This is a genomic window from Nocardia sp. NPDC051929, from assembly GCF_044548645.1.
In the GTDB taxonomy this organism is placed as follows: Bacteria; Actinomycetota; Actinomycetes; order Mycobacteriales; family Mycobacteriaceae; genus Nocardia; species Nocardia sichangensis.
The window spans coordinates 330,728-352,457 of sequence record NZ_JBIUCG010000004.1; the positions used below are offsets into that span (position 1 = coordinate 330,728).

The 21,730-nt window shown below is 68.9% G+C and carries 21 protein-coding genes and 1 riboswitch; of the genes, 12 read left to right on the top strand and 9 right to left on the bottom strand.

The genetic code is table 11. The annotated features are described in order from the left end of the window. Positions 1–201: 201 nt before the first annotated feature. Positions 202–645 carry a DUF3151 domain-containing protein gene (locus tag ACIHAX_RS07555; RefSeq protein WP_397276329.1) on the top strand — a complete coding sequence of 148 codons (444 nt, stop codon included), beginning with the start codon at positions 202–204 and terminating at the stop codon, positions 643–645. 72 nt (positions 646–717) lie between these two features. Further along, the gene (locus ACIHAX_RS07560) at positions 718–1,854 is read left to right on the top strand and encodes an FUSC family protein (RefSeq protein WP_355072111.1); all 1,137 of its coding nucleotides are present in this window, start codon (positions 718–720) and stop codon (positions 1,852–1,854) included. A 311-nt stretch (positions 1,855–2,165) separates the two neighbouring features. On the opposite strand, the gene ACIHAX_RS07565 is transcribed toward ACIHAX_RS07560, so the two are convergent. Then, a complete protein-coding gene (locus ACIHAX_RS07565; protein ID WP_397276331.1) occupies positions 2,166–2,942 on the bottom strand; it encodes a site-2 protease family protein in 777 nt (258 codons plus the stop codon). Continuing rightward, positions 2,939–3,598: a hypothetical protein gene (locus ACIHAX_RS07570; RefSeq protein WP_355071541.1), complete on the bottom strand. Its 660-nt coding sequence runs from the start codon at positions 3,596–3,598 to the stop codon at positions 2,939–2,941. The genes ACIHAX_RS07565 and ACIHAX_RS07570 overlap by 4 nt, the downstream gene beginning before the upstream one ends. 283 nt (positions 3,599–3,881) lie before the next feature. On the opposite strand from ACIHAX_RS07570, the gene ACIHAX_RS07575 reads away from it, so the two are divergent. The 3 genes from ACIHAX_RS07575 (at position 3,882) to ACIHAX_RS07585 (ending at position 8,175) form a co-directional block, all read left to right on the top strand. Then, positions 3,882–5,171, top strand: a complete 1,290-nt coding sequence (locus ACIHAX_RS07575; protein ID WP_355071542.1) for an adenylosuccinate synthase — start codon at positions 3,882–3,884, stop codon at positions 5,169–5,171. 116 nt (positions 5,172–5,287) lie between these two features. After that, the gene (locus ACIHAX_RS07580) at positions 5,288–7,894 is read left to right on the top strand and encodes a LuxR C-terminal-related transcriptional regulator (protein ID WP_355071544.1); all 2,607 of its coding nucleotides are present in this window, start codon (positions 5,288–5,290) and stop codon (positions 7,892–7,894) included. Next, positions 7,891–8,175 carry a hypothetical protein gene (locus tag ACIHAX_RS07585; protein WP_355071546.1) on the top strand — a complete coding sequence of 95 codons (285 nt, stop codon included), beginning with the start codon at positions 7,891–7,893 and terminating at the stop codon, positions 8,173–8,175. The genes ACIHAX_RS07580 and ACIHAX_RS07585 overlap by 4 nt, the downstream gene beginning before the upstream one ends. A gap of 412 nt (positions 8,176–8,587) precedes the next feature. Here ACIHAX_RS07585 and ACIHAX_RS07590 read toward each other — a convergent pair whose 3' ends face one another. Further along, positions 8,588–9,223, bottom strand: coding sequence for a methylated-DNA--[protein]-cysteine S-methyltransferase (locus tag ACIHAX_RS07590; RefSeq protein WP_397276334.1), 636 nt, complete (start codon positions 9,221–9,223; stop codon positions 8,588–8,590). Further along, complete coding sequence (locus ACIHAX_RS07595) at positions 9,216–9,548, bottom strand: hypothetical protein (protein WP_397276336.1); 333 nt, start codon at positions 9,546–9,548, stop codon at positions 9,216–9,218. The genes ACIHAX_RS07590 and ACIHAX_RS07595 overlap by 8 nt, the downstream gene beginning before the upstream one ends. A 63-nt stretch (positions 9,549–9,611) precedes the next feature. Between ACIHAX_RS07595 and ACIHAX_RS07600 the strand changes: the two genes are divergently transcribed. Next, a complete protein-coding gene (locus tag ACIHAX_RS07600) occupies positions 9,612–11,117 on the top strand; it encodes a PLP-dependent aminotransferase family protein (protein WP_355071551.1) in 1,506 nt (501 codons plus the stop codon). Between the two features lie 314 nt (positions 11,118–11,431). On the opposite strand, the gene ACIHAX_RS07605 is transcribed toward ACIHAX_RS07600, so the two are convergent. After that, positions 11,432–12,529: a CaiB/BaiF CoA-transferase family protein gene (locus ACIHAX_RS07605; protein ID WP_355071553.1), complete on the bottom strand. Its 1,098-nt coding sequence runs from the start codon at positions 12,527–12,529 to the stop codon at positions 11,432–11,434. A gap of 191 nt (positions 12,530–12,720) precedes the next feature. On the opposite strand from ACIHAX_RS07605, the gene ACIHAX_RS07610 reads away from it, so the two are divergent. Further along, positions 12,721–13,218 (top strand): DUF456 domain-containing protein, encoded by a 498-nt coding sequence (locus ACIHAX_RS07610; protein WP_355071554.1) that lies wholly within the window; start codon positions 12,721–12,723, stop codon positions 13,216–13,218. 3 nt (positions 13,219–13,221) lie between these two features. Here ACIHAX_RS07610 and ACIHAX_RS07615 read toward each other — a convergent pair whose 3' ends face one another. Together ACIHAX_RS07615 and ACIHAX_RS07620 are read right to left on the bottom strand one after the other, a co-directional pair. Then, the gene (locus ACIHAX_RS07615) at positions 13,222–14,097 is read right to left on the bottom strand and encodes an amidohydrolase family protein (protein ID WP_364424647.1); all 876 of its coding nucleotides are present in this window, start codon (positions 14,095–14,097) and stop codon (positions 13,222–13,224) included. A gap of 84 nt (positions 14,098–14,181) precedes the next feature. Next, positions 14,182–15,645 (bottom strand): FAD-dependent oxidoreductase, encoded by a 1,464-nt coding sequence (locus ACIHAX_RS07620; RefSeq protein WP_364424645.1) that lies wholly within the window; start codon positions 15,643–15,645, stop codon positions 14,182–14,184. Positions 15,646–16,023: 378 nt separating this feature from the next. Between ACIHAX_RS07620 and ACIHAX_RS07625 the strand changes: the two genes are divergently transcribed. From ACIHAX_RS07625 to ACIHAX_RS07635, 3 genes are all read left to right on the top strand, one after another. After that, positions 16,024–16,473 (top strand): hypothetical protein, encoded by a 450-nt coding sequence (locus ACIHAX_RS07625; protein WP_397276340.1) that lies wholly within the window; start codon positions 16,024–16,026, stop codon positions 16,471–16,473. Between the two features lie 63 nt (positions 16,474–16,536). After that, positions 16,537–16,653, top strand: a riboswitch (SAM riboswitch). 14 nt (positions 16,654–16,667) lie between these two features. Then, entirely contained in the window at positions 16,668–17,084 is a 417-nt protein-coding gene (locus tag ACIHAX_RS07630) for a rhodanese-like domain-containing protein (protein ID WP_355071560.1), read from the top strand. Next, a complete protein-coding gene (locus ACIHAX_RS07635) occupies positions 17,081–18,295 on the top strand; it encodes an O-succinylhomoserine sulfhydrylase (RefSeq protein ID WP_355071562.1) in 1,215 nt (404 codons plus the stop codon). The genes ACIHAX_RS07630 and ACIHAX_RS07635 overlap by 4 nt, the downstream gene beginning before the upstream one ends. Before the next feature lie 11 nt (positions 18,296–18,306). Here ACIHAX_RS07635 and ACIHAX_RS07640 read toward each other — a convergent pair whose 3' ends face one another. Both ACIHAX_RS07640 and ACIHAX_RS07645 read right to left on the bottom strand, forming a co-directional pair. Then, positions 18,307–19,809 carry a serine/threonine-protein kinase gene (locus tag ACIHAX_RS07640; RefSeq protein ID WP_397276342.1) on the bottom strand — a complete coding sequence of 501 codons (1,503 nt, stop codon included), beginning with the start codon at positions 19,807–19,809 and terminating at the stop codon, positions 18,307–18,309. A 95-nt stretch (positions 19,810–19,904) separates the two neighbouring features. Next, positions 19,905–20,357 (bottom strand): RpiB/LacA/LacB family sugar-phosphate isomerase, encoded by a 453-nt coding sequence (locus tag ACIHAX_RS07645; RefSeq protein ID WP_355071565.1) that lies wholly within the window; start codon positions 20,355–20,357, stop codon positions 19,905–19,907. 88 nt (positions 20,358–20,445) lie between these two features. On the opposite strand from ACIHAX_RS07645, the gene ACIHAX_RS07650 reads away from it, so the two are divergent. Both ACIHAX_RS07650 and ACIHAX_RS07655 read left to right on the top strand, forming a co-directional pair. Continuing rightward, positions 20,446–21,069: a type 1 glutamine amidotransferase family protein gene (locus ACIHAX_RS07650; protein WP_364424865.1), complete on the top strand. Its 624-nt coding sequence runs from the start codon at positions 20,446–20,448 to the stop codon at positions 21,067–21,069. 50 nt (positions 21,070–21,119) lie between these two features. Next, positions 21,120–21,569, top strand: coding sequence for a helix-turn-helix domain-containing protein (locus ACIHAX_RS07655; RefSeq protein WP_364424637.1), 450 nt, complete (start codon positions 21,120–21,122; stop codon positions 21,567–21,569). Positions 21,570–21,730 lie beyond the last annotated feature (161 nt).

Sequence of the window (21,730 nt, forward strand, 5' to 3'; positions counted from 1 at the left end):
ACGCACACCCCTCGCTAAGCGGAACTGTTTGAACTCGACGGCCAGCCTAATGGGCGCGGCCCGGCGAGGTCCGGCATCAGCCCACGTCGAGCCGAACGAATGCCGGCCCGTCACCTGACCTCCGTGTTCGGCCTACGCCGTGACGAGGAGGCGAGGCGGTCGCCTGTCGAGCAAACCGTCGTGCGGTGCACAATGAACCGCATGACCTCGTTCGGTGACCTGCTCGGACCGCAACCGGTATTGCTACCAGAACTCTCCGACGCCGAGGACGCGCTCCTCGACGGCGCCGATCCGGTGCGGGTGGCGGCCGAGCACCCGGCCGCCTCGATCGCCTGGGCGTACCTCGCCGAGGCGGCGCTGTCTCGTGGCGAAGCCCAGGACGAGGCGGTCAACCACGACATCGTGGCCGCGTACGCGTTCGCCCGCACCGGCTACCACCGCGGCCTCGATCTACTGCGCCGCAACGGCTGGAAGGGCTTCGGTCCCGTGCCGTGGAGCCACGAACCCAATCGCGGCTTCCTGCGCAGCGTCGGCGCGCTGGCCCGCGCCGCCAAGGTGATCGGCGAGACCGACGAGTACGCTCGCTGCCTCGACTTGCTGGAAGACTGCGACCCTCAGGCGGCCGCGGAGCTGGGCCTCGACTGAGTCGTAGTGATCGGAGCACCGCGTAGCGATTCGATGGTAGGTAGCGGCCGGGTGACGGGTGCGTTCGACCCGATGTCCCGGTTCGGCGTGGCCCGCGCGAGCGGCATGGCGAGGCTACGCACCTCGTGGGCGCGGCTGCGCCGGTCGGCGCTGCCGATCATCCAGTGTTCGGTCGGCGCCGCGCTGGCCTGGTTCCTCGCGCATCACGTCATCGGCCACGCGCTGCCGTTCTTCGCGCCGACGGCCGCCGTGGTGTCGATGGGCATCTCCTTCGGCGCGCGGCTGCGTCGCTCGGTGGAACTGGTGGTCGGGGTCGCGGTCGGCATCGGCATCGGCGATCTGTTCATCTCCCACGCGGGCACCGGCATATGGCAGATCGCGCTGGTGGTCGCGGTTGCCATGGCCGCGGCGGTGTTCCTGGACGGCGGTCCGGTCATCACCGTGCAGGCGGCGGGCTCCGCCGTGCTGGTCGCCACGTTGCTGCCGCCCTCGGCGGGCGGCGGTCTCTCCCGCATGATCGACGCCTTGGTCGGCGGACTGGTCGGCGTGGTGGTGGTCGCCGCGATCCCCCTGCATCCAGTGCGCAGGGCGCGGACGCTCGCCGGGGACATCCTCGCCGTGATGGGCAGATCGATCACCGAATGCGCCGACGGACTGCTCGAACAGGATCCGGAGAAGGTGCACCGCGCGCTCACCGCGATGCGCGCCACTCAGCCGCAGATCGACTCCTTGCGCGCCACCCTGGAAGGCGGCCGCGAGATCAGCCGGATCTCGCCGTTGTACTGGAACTCCCGTCCCCGGCTCGAACGCATCAGAGCCACGGCGGATCCGCTGGACAACGCCATCCGCAACACCCGAGTCCTGTTGCGGCGCTCGCTGACTCTGGTGCGCGACGACGAAATCCTCCACCCCGGTTTGATCGACGAGGTGGAGCGCCTGGGCCAGGCCGTCGACGTGGTGCGCCGGATGATGCTGGCCGACCCCGGCGACCAACCCGACCGCGCCGAGGCGGCCCGCGTACTGCGCTCGGTCGCGAAGGGCGCGCGCCCGGAACTGGTAACCGGCGCGGGCCTTTCGGCGCACGTCGTCTTCGCGCAGGTGCGTTCGACGCTGGTAGACCTGATGCAGGTGTGCGGCGTGCAACGTATCTCGGCGATTGCCCTGCTGCCGCCGACGGTCAAGAACCCCTACGTGCGGCCCGAGGTCTGAAGCCCTACTACTCAGCGGTATTCGGACATTCTTGCCTGCCACCGTGGTCCGATTCCGGTGCGGCGCGCCCGAAGTTCGATCTTCGGGTAGTCCGCTACTCGGGTTCCGCGCGTCATCCCGCCGTATTTTTGCGATGTGACCGCGAGTCGCGGGGTATCGCGGTCGACCACTTCGCACGTGGACGAAAGGACCTTCCGGCCAAGGGGTGTGGCAGCCGGAAGGGGGGCGGATCGGAAGCGGCGAAGAAGCGGGACCGCCCGGCAACCCGACCGGGCGGTCCCGCGCCCACGTGTACGGCGAGTCGCCGGAGATCAGGTCCAGAACCGAGTCAGGTAGCCGCCGTAGCGCGACCAATTCGACGGAACACCGGACAGTTCGAACAGCGCGTACACCGCGTCGAAGAACACCTGATTGATCGCGGGCGTGAACAGCAGCGCGAACAGGATCAACATGCCGAACGGCTTGAACTGGTCGAGCGAGCGCCGGGTCTGGTAGCTCAGTGACGGCTCGACGACGCCGTAGCCGTCCAGTCCCGGCAGCGGGATCAGATTCAGCAGAGTCGCCGTGATCTGCAGGAAGGCAAGGAAACTGACGCCGAACCAGAACGCGGGATGAGTGGCCGAGCTGCCCCAGATCCGGACGGTCGCCAGCAGCAACACCGCGCACAACGCGTTCACGGCGGGCCCCGCGCCGCTGATGATCCGCTGCGTGCGCGGCGCGACATTGTGCGTGTGCACGTAGACCGCGCCGCCGGGCAAGCCGATCCCGCCGAGCGCGATGAACACCATCGGCAACACGATCGACAGCAGCGGATGGCTGTACTTCAGTGGGTTGAGCGTCAGATAGCCGCGCAACTCCACTTCGCGATCACCCGCGCGCCACGCCGAGTACGCGTGCGCGAACTCGTGCAGGCACAGCGAGACCACCCAACCGAAGACCACGAGGACGAACACACCGGCCTTGGCTCTGGTGGAGTCCAGCGGGGCGTCCCAGGCCAGCGCGCCGCCGACCGCGGTCACGACCGCCACGAGCAGGAACACCGGGCTCGGCCGGACCGCACGCGCTCTGCGGTTGGTCGGGAAACTCATCGCACCAGCAGCCAGGGTTCGTGATGGCGGTAGAAACTCGAGCGCGGCACCGGGCGATCGGTGCGGACGCCGTCCCTGGTCACGATGGCGCCTGGCGTGCCGAGCTGCGCCGCTCGCCCCTCGACCCAGCGCCGTTTGCGGAACCTTCGCCGCACGGCCGCCCGCACCCCGGGCGGTTCGAGGCACGGCGAGACGAGCATGGCCGTCACGTCACCGGAGAACAGCAGGGTGTCGTCGACATAAGCCTCACCCTCGAGCCGCTCGCCGCCGATGCCGGTGATCACCGCCCGGCCCGCGAGCACCTTGCCGGTGTCGTCGCGCACCAGTGGCGTCTCGACGGCGCTGCCTCCGATGGCGCGCTTGGCGGCGGCGTTGCCGGTGCCGGTCTGGTAGGCGCGTGCGGCGTAGGTCTTCTCGACCGGCACGTACCCGATCTCCACGTGCAGGCGCTCGGTGCGCATCAGATGGGTGAGCACCGCGGCCAGCGCGGCGTCCTCACCCAGCACGATCAGGCGCGGCAGGCTGTCGGCGGCCAGCACGGGAAGCAACTCGTCGATCACGGCGGGATCGGGGATGGCGGCCGTCTGGGTGGTCGGCAGCGCCGCGAGCGCGATGGGTACGGGGGCGCCGTCGCAGCGGAGAACATGGGTACTCAAGCTGCCGTACACCCTCCTCGGTTCGAGCCGACACCGTCGGGCCCCTCGCCATTGGCGGGCGAACCCGAGCCGCGGCTCGCCCGTGCCCGCCGCGCTGCCGCTCGGCGTGCCGTGCAACCTTAGCCCTGCCCGGCCGCGACCACACGGTTGTCGAGCCTACGACGAGATGCGCTGCGATGCCGCCGGGGACGGGTCGGCTAGACTGTGCTTCCGGCCACCGCCTCAGTACGGCAGGTAGCTGCAACACACCAGTGTTGCCTGTCGAACCGTAGGAGACACGACCATGCCGGCAATCGTCCTGATCGGCGCCCAGTGGGGCGACGAGGGGAAGGGCAAAGCAACCGATCTGCTCGGTGGTCGGGTGAACTGGGTGGTCCGGTACCAGGGCGGCAACAACGCGGGTCACACCGTGGTGCTGCCCAACGGCGACAACTTCGCCCTGCACCTGATCCCCTCCGGCATCCTGACCCCGGGCGTGACGAATGTCATCGGCAACGGTGTCGTCGTGGATCCCGGCGTGCTGCTGGACGAGCTGGCGGGGCTGGAGCAGCGGGGCGTCGACACCTCCGGGCTGCTGCTCTCGGCCGACGCGCACTTGATCATGCCGTACCACGTGGCCATCGATAAGGTCACCGAACGTTTCCTCGGCAACAAGAAGATCGGCACCACCGGCCGCGGGATCGGGCCGTGCTACCAGGACAAGGTGGCGCGCGTCGGCGTGCGCGTCGCGGACGTGCTGGACGAGAAGATCCTCACCCAGAAGGTCGAGGCGGCGCTCGAGTTCAAGAACCAGGTGCTTGTCAAGATCTACAACCGCCGCGCGCTGGATCCGCAGCAGGTGGTGGACGAGGTGCTGACCCAGGCGGACAGTTTCAAGCACCGGATCGCCGACACCAGGCTGAAGCTGAACCTCGCGCTCGAGCGTGGTGAGACGGTGCTGCTGGAGGGTTCGCAGGGCACCCTGCTCGACGTCGACCACGGCACCTACCCGTACGTCACGTCGTCGAACCCGACCTCGGGCGGCGCGGCGGTCGGCGCGGGCATCGGACCGAACAAGATCAACACGGTGCTCGGCATCCTGAAGTCCTACACCACCCGGGTCGGTTCCGGACCGTTCCCGACCGAGCTGTTCGACGAGTTCGGCGCCTACCTGGCCAAGACCGGCGGCGAGGTCGGTGTCACCACCGGGCGCGCCCGCCGCTGCGGCTGGTTCGACGCGGTGATCGCGCGCTACGCCACCCGGGTCAACGGCATCACCGACTACTTCCTCACCAAACTGGACGTTCTATCCAGTCTCGAGACGGTGCCGATCTGCGTCGCCTATGAGATCGACGGCGAGCGAGTCGAGCAGATGCCGACCACGCAGACCGAATTCCATCACGCGAAGCCGATTTTCGAGCAAATGCCCGGTTGGTGGGAGGATATTTCCGGCGCGCGCACCTTCGAGGAGCTGCCCGCCAACGCCCAGGCGTACGTGTTGCGTTTGGAGGAGCTGTCCGGCGCCAGGATTTCTTGCATCGGCGTGGGTCCCGGCCGGGATCAGACCATCGTCCGGCACGACGTACTCGACTAGAACCTGTTCGAATTCCGCGTGGGCCAGCGGAAATTCGGCAAGATCACCAGAAATTCGCCACATCTATCGTGCTCGCTCGGCTTCGATCATGATCGGTGAAGAACTACAGTTAGAGCATGGCTCGGAACTGGCCGATGATCGAGCGCGAGAGCGAATTCGAGGCGATCCGTGCGGCGCTGACCGGTCCGGGGCACGTCGGCGTGGTACTGACCGGTGACGCGGGGGTGGGCAAGACCACCCTGGCCCGGCATGCCACCTCCGCGATCGGCGGCAATGTCCGCTGGGTGGCGGGCACCGAGTCGGCGCGCAGCATTCCGCTGGGGGTGTTCGCACATATGGTCGGCGTCTATACGGCGCACGATCCGGTCACGTTCATGTCGGCGGCGCGCGAGGCGTTGCTCGCCGACGGGGACACGGTGATCGGGGTCGACGACGCGCATCTGCTGGATCAGCTCTCCGCCACGCTGTTGCTGCAACTGGCCATCGACAAAGCCGCGCACATCGTCGTCACCGTGCGCAGCGGAGTCCCGGTGCCGGACGCGGTCACCTCGTTGTGGAAAGACGGCCATCTGACGCGCATCGACCTGCGCCCGTTCACCCAGCGCCAGAGCGTCGAACTGGTGGAATCGATGCTCGGTGGGCAACTCGAGGGGTTCACCGCCAATCTGATGTGGGAGTCCTCCGCCGGAAACGCGTTGTTCCTGCGGCATTTGGTGGAGGGTGCGCTGGAGGCGGGCACGCTGCGTCAGGTCAACGGCGTGTGGCAACTGCGTGGGCGCGCGGCGGTGACCTCGGAGCTGGCCGCGCTGCTGGAGGACCGCGTCGAGCAGTTGCCCGAGCCGGTGCTGCGGGTGCTGGAACTGCTGACTTTCTGCGAACCGATCGATCTCGACGTCCTCGCCGAATTGGCGGGCGAGGACGCGGTGGAAGCCGCCGAAACGCGCGGGGTGATCCGGGTGGTGGAGAATTCCCAAGATCTGATCGTGCGCTACAACCACCCGCTGTTCGGTGAGGTGATCCGCCGCAGGCTCGGCATCGCCTCGGCGCGGCGTTTGCGCGGCAGGTTGTATTCGTCGCTGAAGGACCGCCGGATAAACTCCGCCGCCGACCGCATCCGCCTGGCCGAATTGGCGCTGGACAGTGATAAATCCGCGGATCTGGAATTGTTCGAGGCGGCGGCGGCCGACGCGATCGGATTGGCGAATCTGCCGCTGGGCGAGCGCTTCGCCCGCGCAGCGGTGGAGCGGCGCGGCGGCGTGGAGGCCGCCGACCTGCTGGCGCGCGCCCTGCTGTGGCAGGGGCACCGGATCGAGGCCGAGCGCACCCTCGCCAGCTTCGACCCCGACCAACTCGACGAGGTGCAGCTGGCGCGCTGGGGCAGCACCAGGGTGGCGAACCTGTTGTGGGCCATGGGCGATGCCGATCGCGCCGACGAGGTGCTGAAGCTGGTGCGCGCGAAGGTGCGGCATCCGAAGATCGCGGCCATCTTCACCGGCCTGGCGTCGGCGAGTCTGGTCAACGAGAACCGGGTCGACGACGCGATCGCCGAGGCGGAGACGGTGATGTCCGCCGACGGCGCACCGCCGTGGGCGGTGTGGTGGGCGTCGTTCGGCGGCGGCCTGGCGTCGGCGTTGATGGGCAAGGGGGAAGCGGCCAGGCAGTACGCGGCCCGTGGGCACGAGGTGGAAGCGCACATCGACGGGCTCAACCGCTTCATGTCCACGCACGCCGAGGTGCTCGCCCTGACCTTCGCCGGCGATCTGGAGGCCGCGCGGCGCTGCGCCGGGGCATTCGTCGGCTACTCCTCGCCGGGCCAGTATCTGGCCTGGGGCATGTCGAAGATCCTGCAAGGGACCGTCGATGTGGCGCAGGGCCGGTTCCTGGACGGCATCGAGAATCTGGAACAGGCGCTGGCCGCATTGGCCGCGGAGGGCGCGGCCGCGTGGATGTTCCCCGCGCGAATCCGTCTGGCGGAGGCGTATTCGGCGCTCGGGCGGGCCGGCGACGCCTCCGAGTCGATCGCGCACGCCACCGCACGGGGCGGCAGGCACAGTGCCGTGTACGAACCGCAGCTGGAAGTGGCGCGCGCTTGGCTGGCCGCCGCCGAAGGAACCGTCACGCCTGCCATCCGCATCGCGGTGGGCGCCGCCGACGCGGCCGCACGCTCGCATCAGCACGCCATCGAGGCCATGGCGCTGCACACCGCGGCCCGCTTCGGCGACCATTCCGTCTCCGGACGACTGGCGGAACTGGCCGAGCGAGTGGAAGGACGGCTGGTACAGGCGCAGGCTCGGCACGCGGTGGCGCTCGCCGACCACGACGGACCCGGGCTGGACTCGGTCGCCGCCGAATTCGAGCGCATCGGCGCGCTGTTGTCGGCCGCCGACGCCGCGGCGCAGGCCGCCTCGGCCCACGAGCGAGCCGGGGATCGGCGCAAGTTGCTGGAGTCCGCCGCCACCGCCAACCGGCTCGCCGCCGCCTGCGGCGGAGCGAGCACCCCCGCGCTGCGGCAGGCCGCACAACCCTTGCCCTTGACCGCGCGGGAACGGGAGATCGCCAACCTCGTCGCCGCGGGCCTGTCCAACCGGCAGATCGCCGACCGGCTCACCGTCTCGGTGCGCACCGTCGAAGGCCATCTCTACCGGGCCTGCATCAAGATGGACGTCACCGATCGCGAGTCCCTGGGCGCGCTGATGCGCGGAGAGTCCGGGAGCGGAAAATGACGCTGCGAGCGGCCGCGGTGATCGCTGCCACGGCGGCGGGTCTGGTCTTGGCCGCCGGGTGCTCGGACGGACAGCCGCAACCGGTCACCAGTTCCGCGCGTCCCTCGGCGACAGTGGCGACGAAGACCGAGACGACGCAGGAGCGCAACGCCCGGATCAGGCAGAAATTGATCGAACTCGGCTGCTCGACGAACGCCTGCATCCAGACGTACTTCGGCTGCGAGGACGGCTACATCACCGGGGACGCGTGCGAATTCTTCCGCGCGCATCCCTTGCGCTGAGCCGCGCGTAGTAGCCGGCGGGCTGATCGGCGCCGGTGCGGAACGAACCGGCGACGGGGCGAGCAACCCAATGTTCGGATTATGGCTGAGCCGGAGAATCTCCCGGAAAACGGCGTCGGGAAGTATCGCGGCGATGGCGCGGGCTCCCTTCCGGCGCAGTGCGTCGGATTTGCCGCCTGCGGTCACCAGAGTGGGAACGCCGGACCAGTCCTCGGGCCGCAGCGTCTCGCCGCGCATGAAATCGCGCATCACAGCCCAGTCGTGTGCGGTGGAGGGGGTGGTGGCGCTTTCGCTCTGGATCGGCGGGTGCTGCCGATGTCTCGCTCAGAGGGATGAAGCGAAGTACACGAATTCATCGGACGTGCCGTATCCATGACTCCGAGAACAGGACGCACTGGTCGGTGATGGTCGTTCAGAACAAGGTGGGCTCGCCGAATCCAGGTGTGCGCTCGATGGTCAGCAGGCGCTGCTTGGTGTCGATGCCGCCGGGGGCGGAGAAGCCGTGCAAAGCATGGTCGGCGGCCAGTACGCGGTGGCAAGGGATGATCAAGGGAATCGGGTTGCGGCCCAATGCCTGTCCGACCGCCTGGGCGGCGCCGGGCGCGCCTACGCGGTCGGCGACCTGGCCGTAGCTGAGGGTGTGGCCCGGGTCGATGGCGCGCGTGACGGCGTAGACGGCGCGGTGGAACTCCGGAATTCCGCTGGTATCCACGGCGATCCAGCGCAGGTCGTCCAGTTCGCCCGCGAGGTGGGCGCGGATGCCCGCGATGGCCTCGGCCACGACCTCGGTGGGCGCCTGTTCGTGGATCTGCTCGCCCGGGTGCCCCGCGCGACCGCGCGTGATGCGCGCGCGGGTGGCCGCCGGGCTCGCCTCGGGGAGTTGGAATCGGATCACGCCGCGCTCGCTCCAGGCGATCGCGCAGCAGCCGATCGCGGTGTCGAACAGCGTCGCCACGATCGGGTGGTCCGGTGCGGGAGGGCCGGAGGCCACGGGCTCGGCGGCCTCGGTCGCCGGACGATCGGTGGCGAGGCGAGTGGCGTCACTCATGAGCCAAGTCTGCACCGCGGGACCGACAAGTTCGCAATGAGAAGGCCAGTTTTCCGGAACTGGCCTTCGATGAGCCGTGACCTCGACCCGCTCCCGGCTGGTTCGCGCCACTGGGCAGGTCCGGGTCCGGCACGTCGCCACGGCCGTAGATCGCCGCGAGATCGGAGTATCGGCGCTGGTGGTCGTAGTACGAGAGGGGCTGGTCCGACATCGGTGTCGCGGGGTGGAAGCGTTCGAGGCGAAAGGTGCGCGTGTCGCGTTCCGGCGCGAATCGGTAGATCAGGCAGCCGAGCAAGGCGGTCAGGAGCAGGGTGGCGAGCATCATGTCCGTCAGGGTGCGCGCCACTGGCCTTGCCAATAAATATCCAATCGGCCGATACTGGACCGTATGGCGACAAGAGTGATCGGCGCGGGCAGCCTGGCTCGCGATCTGGGCCATTGGCGGCACGCGCACGACGGCGATCCGGATTCGGCCGGGCGGCGCTCCACCCGCCCGGCCTACTTGGCGCTCGCCGAAGGAATCCGGCTGCTGATCCACGACGGGCGCGCGCCGCTGGGTGTCGCCTTGCCCAGCGAACGGGATCTCGCCGGCACCCTCGGGGTCAGTCGCACCACCATCACCTCCACCTACGCGCTGTTGCGCGAGCACGGCTACCTGATCAGCCGCCAGGGCTCGCGCAGCACGGTGGCCCTGCCCCGCGACGTGCAGCACGACGGCGTCAAGCCGGCGCGGAGCATCCTGGCCATGATGGGCTCGCCCGAACTGCCCACCGTCGACATGACCTATGCCGCCATGGCCGCCCCGCTGGAGATGCAGGACGCGTATTCGGCTGCCCTGGAGGGCATTCCCGCCTACCTCGGCACGCACGGCATGGACCCGGTCGGTGTGCTGGCACTCCGTGAGGCGATCGCCCGCCGCTACACCGCGCGCGGGCTGCCGACCGAGCCCGATCAGATCCTGGTCACCCTCGGCGCTCAGCACGGCCTGCGCCTGCTGCTGAACGTGCTCACCGCGCCCGCGGCCCGCGTGCTCATCGACCACCCGACCTACCCGAACGCCATCGAGGCGATCCGCGACGTCGGCGCCAGGCCGGTGCCGGTGCCGCTGCGCCCGGAGGACCCGGCGGGCGGCTGGGATCTCGACGGCGTCCGCAGTGCCGCGCGGCAGACCGCGGCCAGCCTGGCCTATCTGGTGCCGGACTACAACAACCCGACCGGCCTGCTGCTCGACGCCGACGGCCGCGCCGAACTGACCGCCATCGCCAGGGACACCAGGATGACCATCGTGATCGACGAGTCCATGGCGGATCTCGGGCTCGGTGCGGACAACCCGCCGCCGCCGGTCGCCGCTTTCGCCAGAGGATCCGAGATCGTGACCATCGGGTCGGCCTCGAAATCGTTCTGGGGCGGTCTGCGCGTCGGCTGGATCCGGACCAACCAGGCGCTGATCACCAAGCTGCTCGGCATCCGCTCCACGGTCGACCTCGGCACCCCCGTCATGGACCAGTTGGCCACCGTGCACCTGCTCGAGCACGCGGAGGTGATCCTCGACCGTCGCCGGGACCAGTTGCGTTCGCAGCGTGCCGCGCTGCTCGACGCGCTCGCCGAGGAACTGCCGGACTGGCGCGTCACCGTCGGCGCGGGCGGCATGTCGGTGTGGGCACAGCTGCCGACCTCGGTTTCCACGGCGCTGGCGGCCACGGCTCCCAACCATGGCGTATTACTCGCCGCCGGGCCACGATTCGGCGTGCAAGGCGCGTTCGAACGGTTCCTGCGGCTGCCGTTCACCCACCAGGAACCCGAATTGCGTTTGGCGGTCAAGGCCATCGCGTCCGCCTATATGGCGCTCACGCCACGCGCCGCCGACCCGTTGACGCCGTTGACCTGCTACTGAGGCGATTTCGTCGCTGGGGAGAGCCTCCGCAGGCGGTATGTCCCCTCCGAGCACCGCCGAGCACGATCGGCCGGCCACCCCTCGGGGCTGGCCCTCGTCGTGCTCGGGCGGTGTGCAGAAGCTCGCACGGCGCGGAGGCCTCCAGCTCGAGCAGCGGTCAAGGAGCGGACCGGACGAGGTTCGCGATTCTCGAAAGCCACCTGCTCGCGGACAGTATGGCAGGCCCGGTGCCAAACTGTCGAACCGGTTGGTATGTTAAAAGTTTCAATTATCAGCCGCGAAGCGGAGTGGCGCCATGCCACCCCGCTCGACGCTCAGTCGGCCCAGACCGTCTCGATCGGGGTGGCGGTGGTGGGCGGCGGGGTCGGAATCCCGTTCGGAGTGCGGGAGAATCGCGGCGCGGGGGCGTGCTGGGTGATGTCGTCGAGCTCCAGCAGCGAGCCGCGGGCCGCGATGTGCTCGTTTCGCGTCGCCTCGTCGAATGTCAGCACGGGAGAGACGCACGCGTCGGTGCCGACGAAGATCTCGGCCCATTCGTCCCGGGTCTTGGTCCGGAAACGCTCGGCGAAAAGCTTTTTCAGCGTTTCCTGACCGGCGGGGTCGAGCTGGAAGGGCAGGCCGTCCGCCTCGATCTCCAGTCCGGCGAGCAACTGGGCGTAGAACTGCGGTTCGATCGCACCGACCGCCATGTACTTGCCGTCGGAGGTTTCGTAGGTGTCGTAGAACGACATTCCGGTGTCGAGCAGGTTCACGCCACGCTCATCGGACCAGGCGCCCGCGCCGCGCATGCCCCAGATCATGTGCGAAAGGGCAAGGGCGCCATCGACCATGGCCGCGTCGATCACCTGGCCCTTGCCGGACTGCTGCCGCTCGACCAGCGCGGCGAGGATGCCGAACACCAGGAACATCGAGCCGCCGCCGAAATCGCCAACCATGTTCAGCGGCGGGACCGGGCGTTCGCCCTTGCGGCCGATGGCGTGCAGGACGCCGGTGATGGAGATGTAGTTGATGTCGTGTCCGGCGCGATCGGCCAGCGGGCCTTCCTGACCCCAGCCGGTCATCCGTCCGTAGACCAGGCGCGGGTTGCGGGCGAGCGCGTCGTCCGGGCCGATGCCGAGCCGCTCGGTGACGCCGGGGCGGAAGCCTTCGATCAGCACGTCCGCCTTCTCGACGAGGCCGAGAACCTTCTCGATGTCGGCGGGGTCCTTGAGGTTGGCCTCGACGATCGTCCGGCCGCGCAGCTGCGGACGGTCGAACCCGCCCGGCAGCTGGCCCGCACGCTGCACCCGCACCACGTCGGCGCCCAGATCGGCGAGCAGCAGCGCGGCGTGCGGACCGGGACCGATCCCGGCCAGCTCGATGACCTTGATGCCCGCGAGCGGGCCCTGCTTGGCGGTGGATGGAGTGCTCACGCCCTACCTCGGTTCGTCGTTGATCCAGCGCACCGGCGGTCCGGCGCGTCCTCCCGAACACGGCCGGGAGGGTTGTATTGACAGTATGACAATAACGCCGGGGCCGGAGCCGGGGGCATACCCGGACGACAGATGGACGACGGGTTCGACGACGAGTCGCCCGTTCGGTCGCCCGGTCCTAGGCTGCACGTGTGCAAGCGCTGTCTGATCAGGGGTGGTACAACCTTCTCGCCGGTCTCGCGATTCTGGTCGGTCTGGTCGGCATCGTCGTGCCGATCCTGCCGGGCGTCATCTTGATCTTCGCGGCCATCGCCGTCTGGGCCTTTCTCACCGGGGGCGCCACGGCCTGGACGGTTTTCGCGATCAGCACGGTGCTGCTGGTGCTCTCCGGCGTCGTCAAATACACCTGGCCGGGGCGCAGGATGAAGGACGCGGGAGTGTCCAACCGCGCGGTCCTGCTCGGCGCGATACTCGGCGTCATCGGCTTCTTCGTGATTCCGGTGATCGGCCTGTTCGTGGGCTTCGTTCTCGGCGTTTATCTTTGGGAACTCCAGCGGCTGCGCGTCAACCGACAGGCGTGGCAGGCGACCGTGCACGCGTTGAAGGGCGTCGGACTGTCCATCCTGATCGAACTCTTCGGCGCGTTGCTTGCCACCGGTGTGTGGCTCGCCGGTGTGTTCGCCGTCTGAGCGCTACCTATCGATGGCGGGGAACGGGATCGTGTCGCCCGCGCGGCTTCCCGGGAGTTCGTCGCGGCGCAGCCGGAGGGTCGGCGGTTCGGGCCGGTACAGCGGCAGCGTGGGGGCCGGCTCCTCGCGGACGACGCGCTCGCGGGCCGGGAGCCGATAGAACGCGCGCGCGTTGTCCTCCAGCACCGCGTACATGTCGGTGCCCACCACGTCGCAGAGCAGATCCACGTCCGAGTCCCGGAACGGACGTCCGGCTCGGGTACCGGGCAGATCGGTGCCGAACATCAGGGCTTCCGGATTCACCGCGTGCACGCGGCGCAGCGTGTCGGCGACGTTCATCGCGACCCGGCCGAAACCGGTCGCCTTGACCTTGGCTCCGCGGTCGACCAGGTCCAGCAGGAAGGGCAGCCCTTCGGCGGACATGCCCAGATGGTCGACCGACAGCGCGGGCAGCTTGGAGATGACCGGTTGCAACGAGGCCAGCATCGTGCCGTCGATGTAGACCTCGACGTGCCAGCCGGCCAGCTCGTACGCGCGCAGCGCCTGCAACGTCATTCCGGCGATGTCGGTGGCCGCGCGCTTGAGGTTGAAACGCAGTGCGCGCACACCGATCCGGTCCAGTTCGAGGATCTCCTCGTCGGAGGCGTCGAGATCGAGCCGGGTGACGCCGACCCAGCCCTCGCCGAGTTCGGCGAGGGCGGCCTTCAGGTAGGTCTGGTCCGTGCCCTGGAACGACCCGCTGACCACGGCGCCGCCGGTGACGTCGTAGCGCGCCATGCGCTTCCGGTAATCGGCGATGGTGAACGGGTCGGGCAGGTAGCCCTCGTTCTCGGCCAGCGGAAACCGCGGGTCGAAAATGTGCAGGTGGGCATCGAACACTTGTACAGAATGCCTCAGGGTCGGATTTTCCGCTGCCACAGCAGGGGTGTCGCGATGGCGGCGGAGGGGGTCACTGCGGGGTGATCAGACCTTGTGGGGTTCGCTGGCGCGCAGCATGTCCTCGCGTTCGACGACCTTGACGCGCTCGCGGCCCTCCGGCTCACCGAGGGAGCGTTCGTGCGCGTCGAGGCGGTACCAACCGGCCCAGGTGGTGAACGGGATGCCCTTGCCTTCGAGGAACTCGATGACGGCCTCGGGGTCGGGCCGCTCGGCCGGGGTGAAGCCGGGAGCGTCGTCCAGCAGGCAGGCGATGGTCTCGTTGGCGTCGCCCTTGGTGTGGCCGATCAGGCCGACCGGGCCGCGCTTGATCCAGCCGGTGACGTAGGTCGCGGGCAGGTAGCGCGCGGCGCCGTCGGCGTTCTCGTCGATGAGCACGCGGCCCGCTTCGTTCGGCACGGTGCCGGCCTGGTCGTCGAACGGCAGGTTGGTCAGGTTCTGCGACAGGTAGCCGACGGCGCGGTACACCGCCTGCACGTCCCAGTCCTTGAACACGCCGGTGCCCTTGACGTTGCCGGTGCCGTCGAGCTCGGTGCGCTCGGTGCGCAGGCCGACGACCTTGCCGTTCTCGCCGAGAATCTCGGCGGGGGATTCGAAGAAGTGCAGGAACAGCTTGTGCGGCCGGTCGCCCGCGTCGCGGATGGCCCACTGCTCGAGCGTGTTGGCGACCATGTCGACCTGCTTGGAGTGACGGCGCGCGGCTTCGGAGCCTTCGTCGTAGTCGATGTCCTCGGGATCGACGATGACCTCGATCGTGGGCGAATGGTCGAGCTCGCGCAGTTCCAGCGGGGTGAACTTGGCCTGCGCGGGACCGCGGCGGCCGAAGACGTGCACCTCGACGGCCTTGTTGGCCACCAGGCCCTTGTAGACGTTCGGCGGGATCTCGGTCGGCAGCAGTTCGTCGCCGGTCTTGGCCAGCACGCGGGCGACGTCGAGGGCGACGTTGCCGACGCCGAGGACGGCGACCTTCTCCGCCTCCAGCGGCCAGGTGCGGGGGACGTCGGGGTGGCCGTCGTACCAGGAGACGAAGTCGGCGGCGCCGTAGGAGCCGTCGAGGTCGATGCCGGGGATCGGCAGGGCGCGGTCGGCGTTGGCGCCGGTGGAGAAGATCACCGCGTCGTAGAAGGCCCGCAGGTCGTCGAGGGTGATGTCGGTGCCGTAGTCGATGTTGCCGAGCAGGCGCACCTGCGGCTTGTCGAGGACCTTGTGCAGGGCCGTGATGATGCCCTTGATGCGGGGGTGATCGGGCGCGACGCCGTAGCGGATCAGGCCGAACGGCGCGGGCATGCGCTCGTAGAGGTCGATCGACACCTCGGCATCGGACTTCATCAAGGCGTCGGCGGCGTAGATCCCGGCCGGTCCGGCGCCCACGATCGCGATGCGGAGCGGGCGGGTCTTCGCGGTGTGCGCGTCAGGCCCGGAGGAGGAAGCCTGCGTCACCACGGAGGGCTCGCGGACACCGCCATCCTCTACTGCACTCTGTTCGGTCATCTCTTTACGCGCACCTTTATGGTCGAAACAATTAATGACGTCGGGCTTAGCTTAGGCTAAGTTGACGCACCGGCTCGGTCGCACCCGTCCGGTGCGGACGCCGGCGTCGCCGGCTCGTGGCTGCACGGTGCTCCGTTCGCCGCGGCGTAGAGCTGCCGATTCGCTATGACAGCAGGCCGCCGTCCCGCGATTCTATCGGGATGGCCGACGCCGCCCCGCGTCGGTGCGTGAACTCGACGGATGCCATCGACAGCCACGATTGCCGCTTACCCGCTCGCGCGCGGTCTATCGCCGCCGCTCGCCCCTGGTCGGCGCCGCGCCGGTGTATTGCCCGGGGTCGAGCGCTCGATACCGGCGCCGACCAGGGATCATCGAGCCATGACCGAACAGCAGCCGACCGCGGGCGAGGACGAGATCATCCGGGTCGATCAGACCGATAAACGCTCGGTGGTCCCGTTCGTCGCCGCCGCGGGGGTCGCGGCGATCGTGCTGATCGCGATCGTGCTCGGCGGTGTGCTGTCGCCCGCTGAGAAAAATGTCACAGACGCCGACCGCATCACGGCGGCCGTCCGAAACTTCGTCGACGGTGCCAACCGCAGCGACGCCGTGCCGCCGCCCGGCACCGCGTGCCAGGGCTTCGACGCCGCCCACTCACCGCTGGCGGGCCAGGACGGCGCCGGAAAGCCCGTCGAGATCACGAAAATCGACCCGCCCATGGTGGACGGCGACCGGGGCAAGGCGACCGTCACCACGAAGGTGGACGGGCAGGAGAAGACGACGACCTGGATTCTCGCCAGATCCGGCGACAAGTGGCTGGTATGCACCTGAGCGTTCGCGCAGGGTGCGTCACCGTTTGACACGGTGACCCGGGTCGGTGCAATCTCAGTCGAAGGTCATGAGAACCAGTGTCAAGCCCCGGCATTGCTGGTCGGCAACCCTCCTCCGCGGTGGGGTGCTCCGGGTGACGACCTGGCGGCGCCCTGGTCCCGGGCGCGGCAAGTGCGGATTCGCAGGAGGTGCACATGAGTTATGCCGGTGACATCACCCCTCAGCAGGCTTGGGAGTTGCTGCGGGACAATCCGGAAGCCGTCCTGGTGGACGTGCGGACGGAAGCGGAATGGAGATTCGTCGGAGTCCCCGACACGAGCCCGATCGAACGGCCGACCGTGCTGATCGAGTGGGTCGATTCCACGGGGGCGCGCAACGAGACGTTCGTCGAGCAGCTGAAGCAAGCGCTCGACGGCCATGATCCCGAGGCTCCTGTCGTCTTCCTCTGTCGCTCCGGTCAGCGTTCGGTGGGCGCGGCGATCGCCGCCACCTCGGCGGGCTACCGCACCTCCTACAACGTGCTGGAGGGCTTCGAAGGCCCGCTCGACGAATTCGGGCATCGCGGCGGCTCCGGCTGGCGTGCCCTCGGACTGCCCTGGCGGCAGTCGTGATCACCGGCGGCGCGTTCGACAAGCCGCTGCCCGAGAGCGTCGGCCCCGCGACGCTCGGCGTGCGCGGCGGGCTGCGGCGCTCCGGTTTCGAGGAGACCGCCGAGGCGCTCTACCTCACCTCCGGCTTCGTCTACGAGAGCGCGGAGGCCGCCGAGGCCGCGTTCACCGGCGAGGTCGAACATTTCGTCTACTCCCGCTACGGCAACCCGACGGTGGCCATGTTCGAGGAGCGGATGCGCCTGCTCGACGGCGCCGAGGCGTGCTTCGCGACCGCGAGCGGCATGGCCGCGGTGTTCACCGCGCTGGGCGCGCTGCTGGGCGCCGGCGACCGGCTCGTCGCAGCGCGCAGCCTGTTCGGCTCGTGCTTCGTGGTGTGCAACGAGATACTGCCGCGCTGGGGCGTGGAGACCGTCTTCGTCGACGGCGAGGATCTCGACCAGTGGGAACAGGCGCTGTCCGTGCCCACTCAGGCGGTCTTCTTCGAGACGCCCGCCAATCCGATGCAGACGTTGGTCGACGTGCGGCGGGTGAGCGAGCTGGCGCACGCGGCAGGCGCGAAGGTCGTGCTGGACAACGTGTTCGCCACTCCGCTGCTGCAACGCGGCTTCGAACTCGGCGCCGACGTGGTGGTCTACTCCGGCACCAAGCACATCGATGGGCAAGGCCGCGTGCTGGGCGGCGCCATCCTCGGCGCCACGGACTACATCGACGGCCCGGTGAAGACGCTGATGCGCCACACCGGCCCCGCGCTGAGCCCGTTCAACGCGTGGACGCTGCTCAAAGGCTTGGAGACGATGCCGCTGCGGGTGCGCCATTCGACGGAGTCCGCGCTGCGGATCGCCCGCTTCCTGGAGAGCAACCCGGCCGTCAGCTGGGTGCGATACCCGTTCCTGGATTCGCATCCGCAGTACGCGCTGGCCACGGGCCAGATGAGCGGCGGCGGCACCGTGGTCACCTTCGAGCTGAACGCACCCGAGAACGAGGCGAAGAAGCGCGCGTTCGAAGTACTGAACCGGTTGCGCATCGTCGACATCTCCAACAACCTCGGTGACGCCAAGTCCCTGATCACCCACCCCGCGACCACGACACACCGCGCCATGGGTCCCGAAGGCCGGGCCACCATCGGTTTGTCCGACGGCGTCGTCCGCATCTCGGTGGGCCTGGAGGACGTGGAAGACCTGCTCCAGGATCTCGACCAAGCCCTCGCCTGAGCAGGGATCGGTCACATCGGCATGGTGACGCCGGGTGAAGACGGTGCACCGTGCAGGATCAAGTGGCTCGGAACGTCGTCTTTCTTGTCGTTCTTCTTGCCGTTCTTGTTCTTGCCCGGCAGGTCGAAGGCCAGCCGGATCGTGCCGGCGCGGCCGGGCGCGATGCGTGCGAAATCGTCGCCGGGCGGGTTGAGTCCGGCGGTGGCCGCCGCGTCGGGTGCGACGGAGCGGCCCGCGGTGGTGACCAGCCGTTGACCGGTGACGTCGAGGACTTGGTCGCGGTCGGACACGTTGGTGACCGTCAGCGTGACGATGGTTCGGGAACCGCCGCCGGAGCCCACATCGGTCACGGTGAAAGCGAAGTTTCCGTCGCGCACGGCAGTACCTGGATTCGCGGGTTGTCCGCCGGTCTGGGGCAGCGGAGTATCGGTCGGCGTAGCGGTTTCGCGGGTTGTCGGACCCGCGACGGGCGCGGACCCGATGCCGCCTACCAGCAGCCACAACACCGCCGCGGCGACGAGCGCCGCCCCTGCGGCGACGGGTATCCATCGGCGCTTTCGCCGACGATGGAGCTGGCCGGTCGGAGCGGGTGAACGTACCTCGGGCGTCGGCTGCGCCGCAGTGGCGGCGGTCATGACGCGAGTTCGCGGGCGGGCGGCCGGTGCCGGGAGAGGCGGGGCTGGTCGCCCAACCGTGGACCGGCCCAGAGCGGCCGACGCCGCCGCGGCGAGTTCCCCCGCGCTGCCATAGCGTGCGTCCGGCTCTTTGGCCATTCCCCGGGCGATGACGTCGTCGAGTGCGGCCGGGACGCCGTGGGCTGCCCGCGAGGCGCGCGGCGGCTCGGCCATCAGATGCGCCCGCATCTGTTGTGCCGGATCGCCCGCGCCGTAGGGCGGTTGTCCGGTGAGGGTCTCGTAGAGCACGCAGGCCAGCGAATAGACATCCGACCTGGCATCGACCGTGCCGGTGAATCGCTCCGGCGCCATGTACCCCAGCGTGCCGACCACCAGCCCGGTGGCGGTGAGCGCGGTGCCGTCGGCGGCGCGGGCGATACCGAAATCGATAAGATATACGAAACCGCTGGTGTGCAGAAGGATGTTGCCCGGCTTCACATCGCGGTGCACGAGTCCGGCCGCGTGCGCGGCGTCCAGCGCCTCGGCGGCCTGGGCGATGACGTCGACGGCCCGATCCGGCGGCAGCGCGCCCGATCGCAGCCGGGTGCCCAAGTCGACGCCATCGATGTAGGCCATCTCCAAGAACAGATGGCCGTCGACCTCGCCGAACGCGTGGATGGGCACGATGTGCGGGTCGCGCGCCCGAGCGCCCAGCCGCGCCTCCCGCTCGAAGCGCTGCCGATAGAGCGAATCCGCGGTATACGCCGCGGACAGCACCTTGAGCGCCACGGCGCGGCCCTCAAGGTCGTGTGCCAACCACACCTCACCCATGCCGCCACGACCCAGCAAGCGTTCGAGCGAGTAGTTCCCGAACGTGCCACCGGCGCTCTGCACGGACATGCCTCGACCGTATCGCCGGGTTTCGTCGCCATCGCGGGCGGGAGGGCGTCCGCTTTCGTGCTGTCGACGCCGCACGTTACGCGGAGAAGGCTTCGTCAGGCATCGGCGGTGCGCTCGATGTCGGTGAGATGGGCGATGTTGGCCCGGTCGTCCGGGGACGAGCTCGGTTCGGTGGTGAACCAGGAGTCGAGGATCTCCCGTAGCTCGGCGCTGGAGGTCGAACGCAGGCTCAGGGCAAGGACGTTGGCGTCGTTCCAGGTGCGGGCGCCCGCCGCGGTCGAGGCGTCCGCGCAGAGTGCGGCGCGGACACCTGCGACCTTGTTGGCCGCGATCGAGGCGCCCGTGCCGGTCCAGCAGCAGACGACGGCTTGGTCGGCGTGGCCGGAGGCGACATCGCGGGCGGCCGCTTCGCTGGCCCAGGCCCAGTCGTCGCGTTCCTCGTCGGACAGCGCGCCGTGCAACACGAGTTGGTGGCCGCGCTTGCCCAGTTCGTCGACCAGTTCCGCGGCCACTCCGACCCGCTCGTCCGCCGCCACCGAAATTCGCATGCGTTCAGCGTAGTTGCCGGTTCGCGGGCAGTGCGGACGATCGTTCGCATTGACAGTATGCTGTCAAATATGACAGCATACTGTCATGATGAAGACCGTGCACATGGCCGTTTACGACACACTCGCCGACTGGGAGGTGGGCGCGGCGACCGCGCACATCAACAAGCCGAGCTGGCACCGGGAACCGGGAACCTGGCAGGTGAAGACGGTCGGCCCGACCGTGGAGCCGATCACGACGATGGGCGGCATGCGCATCGTGCCGGATGTCGTGCTCGCCGAGCTGACCCCCGCGGACAGCGCGATGTTGATCCTGCCGGGCGCGGACACCTGGGAGGGGCCGCACTTGGATCCGTTCGCGCACAAGGCACGCGAGTTCGTGGACGCCGGTGTTCCGGTCGCCGCGATGTGCGGTGCGACATTCGGCTTGGCCAAGGCGGGTCTGCTCGACACTCGCGAGCACACCAGCAACGTCGCCGAATACCTTCGCTACAGCGGGTATTCGGGTGCGCACCACTACGTCGACGAACCGGCCGTCACCGACGGTGACGTCATCACCGCCGGGGCGAGCGCGCCGTTCGAGTTCGCGCGCGAGGTGCTCGGCAGGCTCTGCGTGTACGAGCCGCATGTGCTGGATGGCTGGTACGCGTTGTACGCGCACTCCGATCCGGCCGGATGGGCGGTGCTGGCGGAATACGACGCGCAGCACGCGTGAGCGAGAATCGTCGGTGATCCGGCCGGATCGCCGGCATCGGGAGGCGACGCATGACCCCAGAACAGGAATTGTTCGCCGCGGCGGCGATCACGTCGTTCCGTTTGAACGGTCAGTTCCTCGGCGTGGCCGAGGAACTGGCGCGACCGGCGGGCCTGACCGCCGCTTGGTGGCAAGTGCTCGGTGCGGTGCTGCGTGCGCCGCTACCCGTCGCGGGCATCGCCCGCGAGATGGGCATCACCCGCCAGAGCGTCCAGCGCATCGCGGATCTGCTCGTGGATAAAGGGCTCGCCGAATACCAGCCCAATCCCGCCCACCGGCGCGCGAAACTCGTCGCGGTCACCGACGCGGGCCGGGCCGCGGTGCACCGCATCAACCCGCAACACAAAGTGCTGGCCGAACGGCTCGTAAACGAACTCGGCCGCGATCAGCTCGCGCGCACCGTCGAGGTGCTCACCACGCTGTCCGCCGCGATCGACGCGATCACCACGGACGGCGCCTAGGGGGTGTTTCGAAGTAGTTGATGGGGTGGGGGCGCCCCGGGGGGGGCCCCCCCCCCCCCCAACCAAAACGGGTCCGCCCACAGTTGTTGGCGGGGGGGGGTTGGGGTTGTTGAAGGGTTGTTTTTTAGGGGTTAGGGAAAAAAAACTTAAAAAAAAAACAA

Coding starts and splice junctions, on each gene's coding strand:
- ACIHAX_RS07600 (WP_355071551.1), top strand. CDS start 9,612: ATGGCGACAAGAGTGATCGGCGCGGGCAGCCTGGCTCGCGATCTGGGC.
- ACIHAX_RS07585 (WP_355071546.1), top strand. CDS start 7,891: ATGACGCTGCGAGCGGCCGCGGTGATCGCTGCCACGGCGGCGGGTCTG.
- ACIHAX_RS07555 (WP_397276329.1), top strand. CDS start 202: ATGACCTCGTTCGGTGACCTGCTCGGACCGCAACCGGTATTGCTACCA.
- ACIHAX_RS07565 (WP_397276331.1), bottom strand. CDS start 2,942: ATGAGTTTCCCGACCAACCGCAGAGCGCGTGCGGTCCGGCCGAGCCCG.
- ACIHAX_RS07640 (WP_397276342.1), bottom strand. CDS start 19,809: ATGTCCGTGCAGAGCGCCGGTGGCACGTTCGGGAACTACTCGCTCGAA.
- ACIHAX_RS07625 (WP_397276340.1), top strand. CDS start 16,024: ATGACCGAACAGCAGCCGACCGCGGGCGAGGACGAGATCATCCGGGTC.
- ACIHAX_RS07595 (WP_397276336.1), bottom strand. CDS start 9,548: ATGATGCTCGCCACCCTGCTCCTGACCGCCTTGCTCGGCTGCCTGATC.
- ACIHAX_RS07650 (WP_364424865.1), top strand. CDS start 20,446: ATGAAGACCGTGCACATGGCCGTTTACGACACACTCGCCGACTGGGAG.
- ACIHAX_RS07645 (WP_355071565.1), bottom strand. CDS start 20,357: ATGCGAATTTCGGTGGCGGCGGACGAGCGGGTCGGAGTGGCCGCGGAA.
- ACIHAX_RS07575 (WP_355071542.1), top strand. CDS start 3,882: ATGCCGGCAATCGTCCTGATCGGCGCCCAGTGGGGCGACGAGGGGAAG.
- ACIHAX_RS07580 (WP_355071544.1), top strand. CDS start 5,288: ATGGCTCGGAACTGGCCGATGATCGAGCGCGAGAGCGAATTCGAGGCG.
- ACIHAX_RS07620 (WP_364424645.1), bottom strand. CDS start 15,645: ATGACCGAACAGAGTGCAGTAGAGGATGGCGGTGTCCGCGAGCCCTCC.
- ACIHAX_RS07655 (WP_364424637.1), top strand. CDS start 21,120: ATGACCCCAGAACAGGAATTGTTCGCCGCGGCGGCGATCACGTCGTTC.
- ACIHAX_RS07590 (WP_397276334.1), bottom strand. CDS start 9,223: ATGAGTGACGCCACTCGCCTCGCCACCGATCGTCCGGCGACCGAGGCC.
- ACIHAX_RS07630 (WP_355071560.1), top strand. CDS start 16,668: ATGAGTTATGCCGGTGACATCACCCCTCAGCAGGCTTGGGAGTTGCTG.
- ACIHAX_RS07560 (WP_355072111.1), top strand. CDS start 718: ATGTCCCGGTTCGGCGTGGCCCGCGCGAGCGGCATGGCGAGGCTACGC.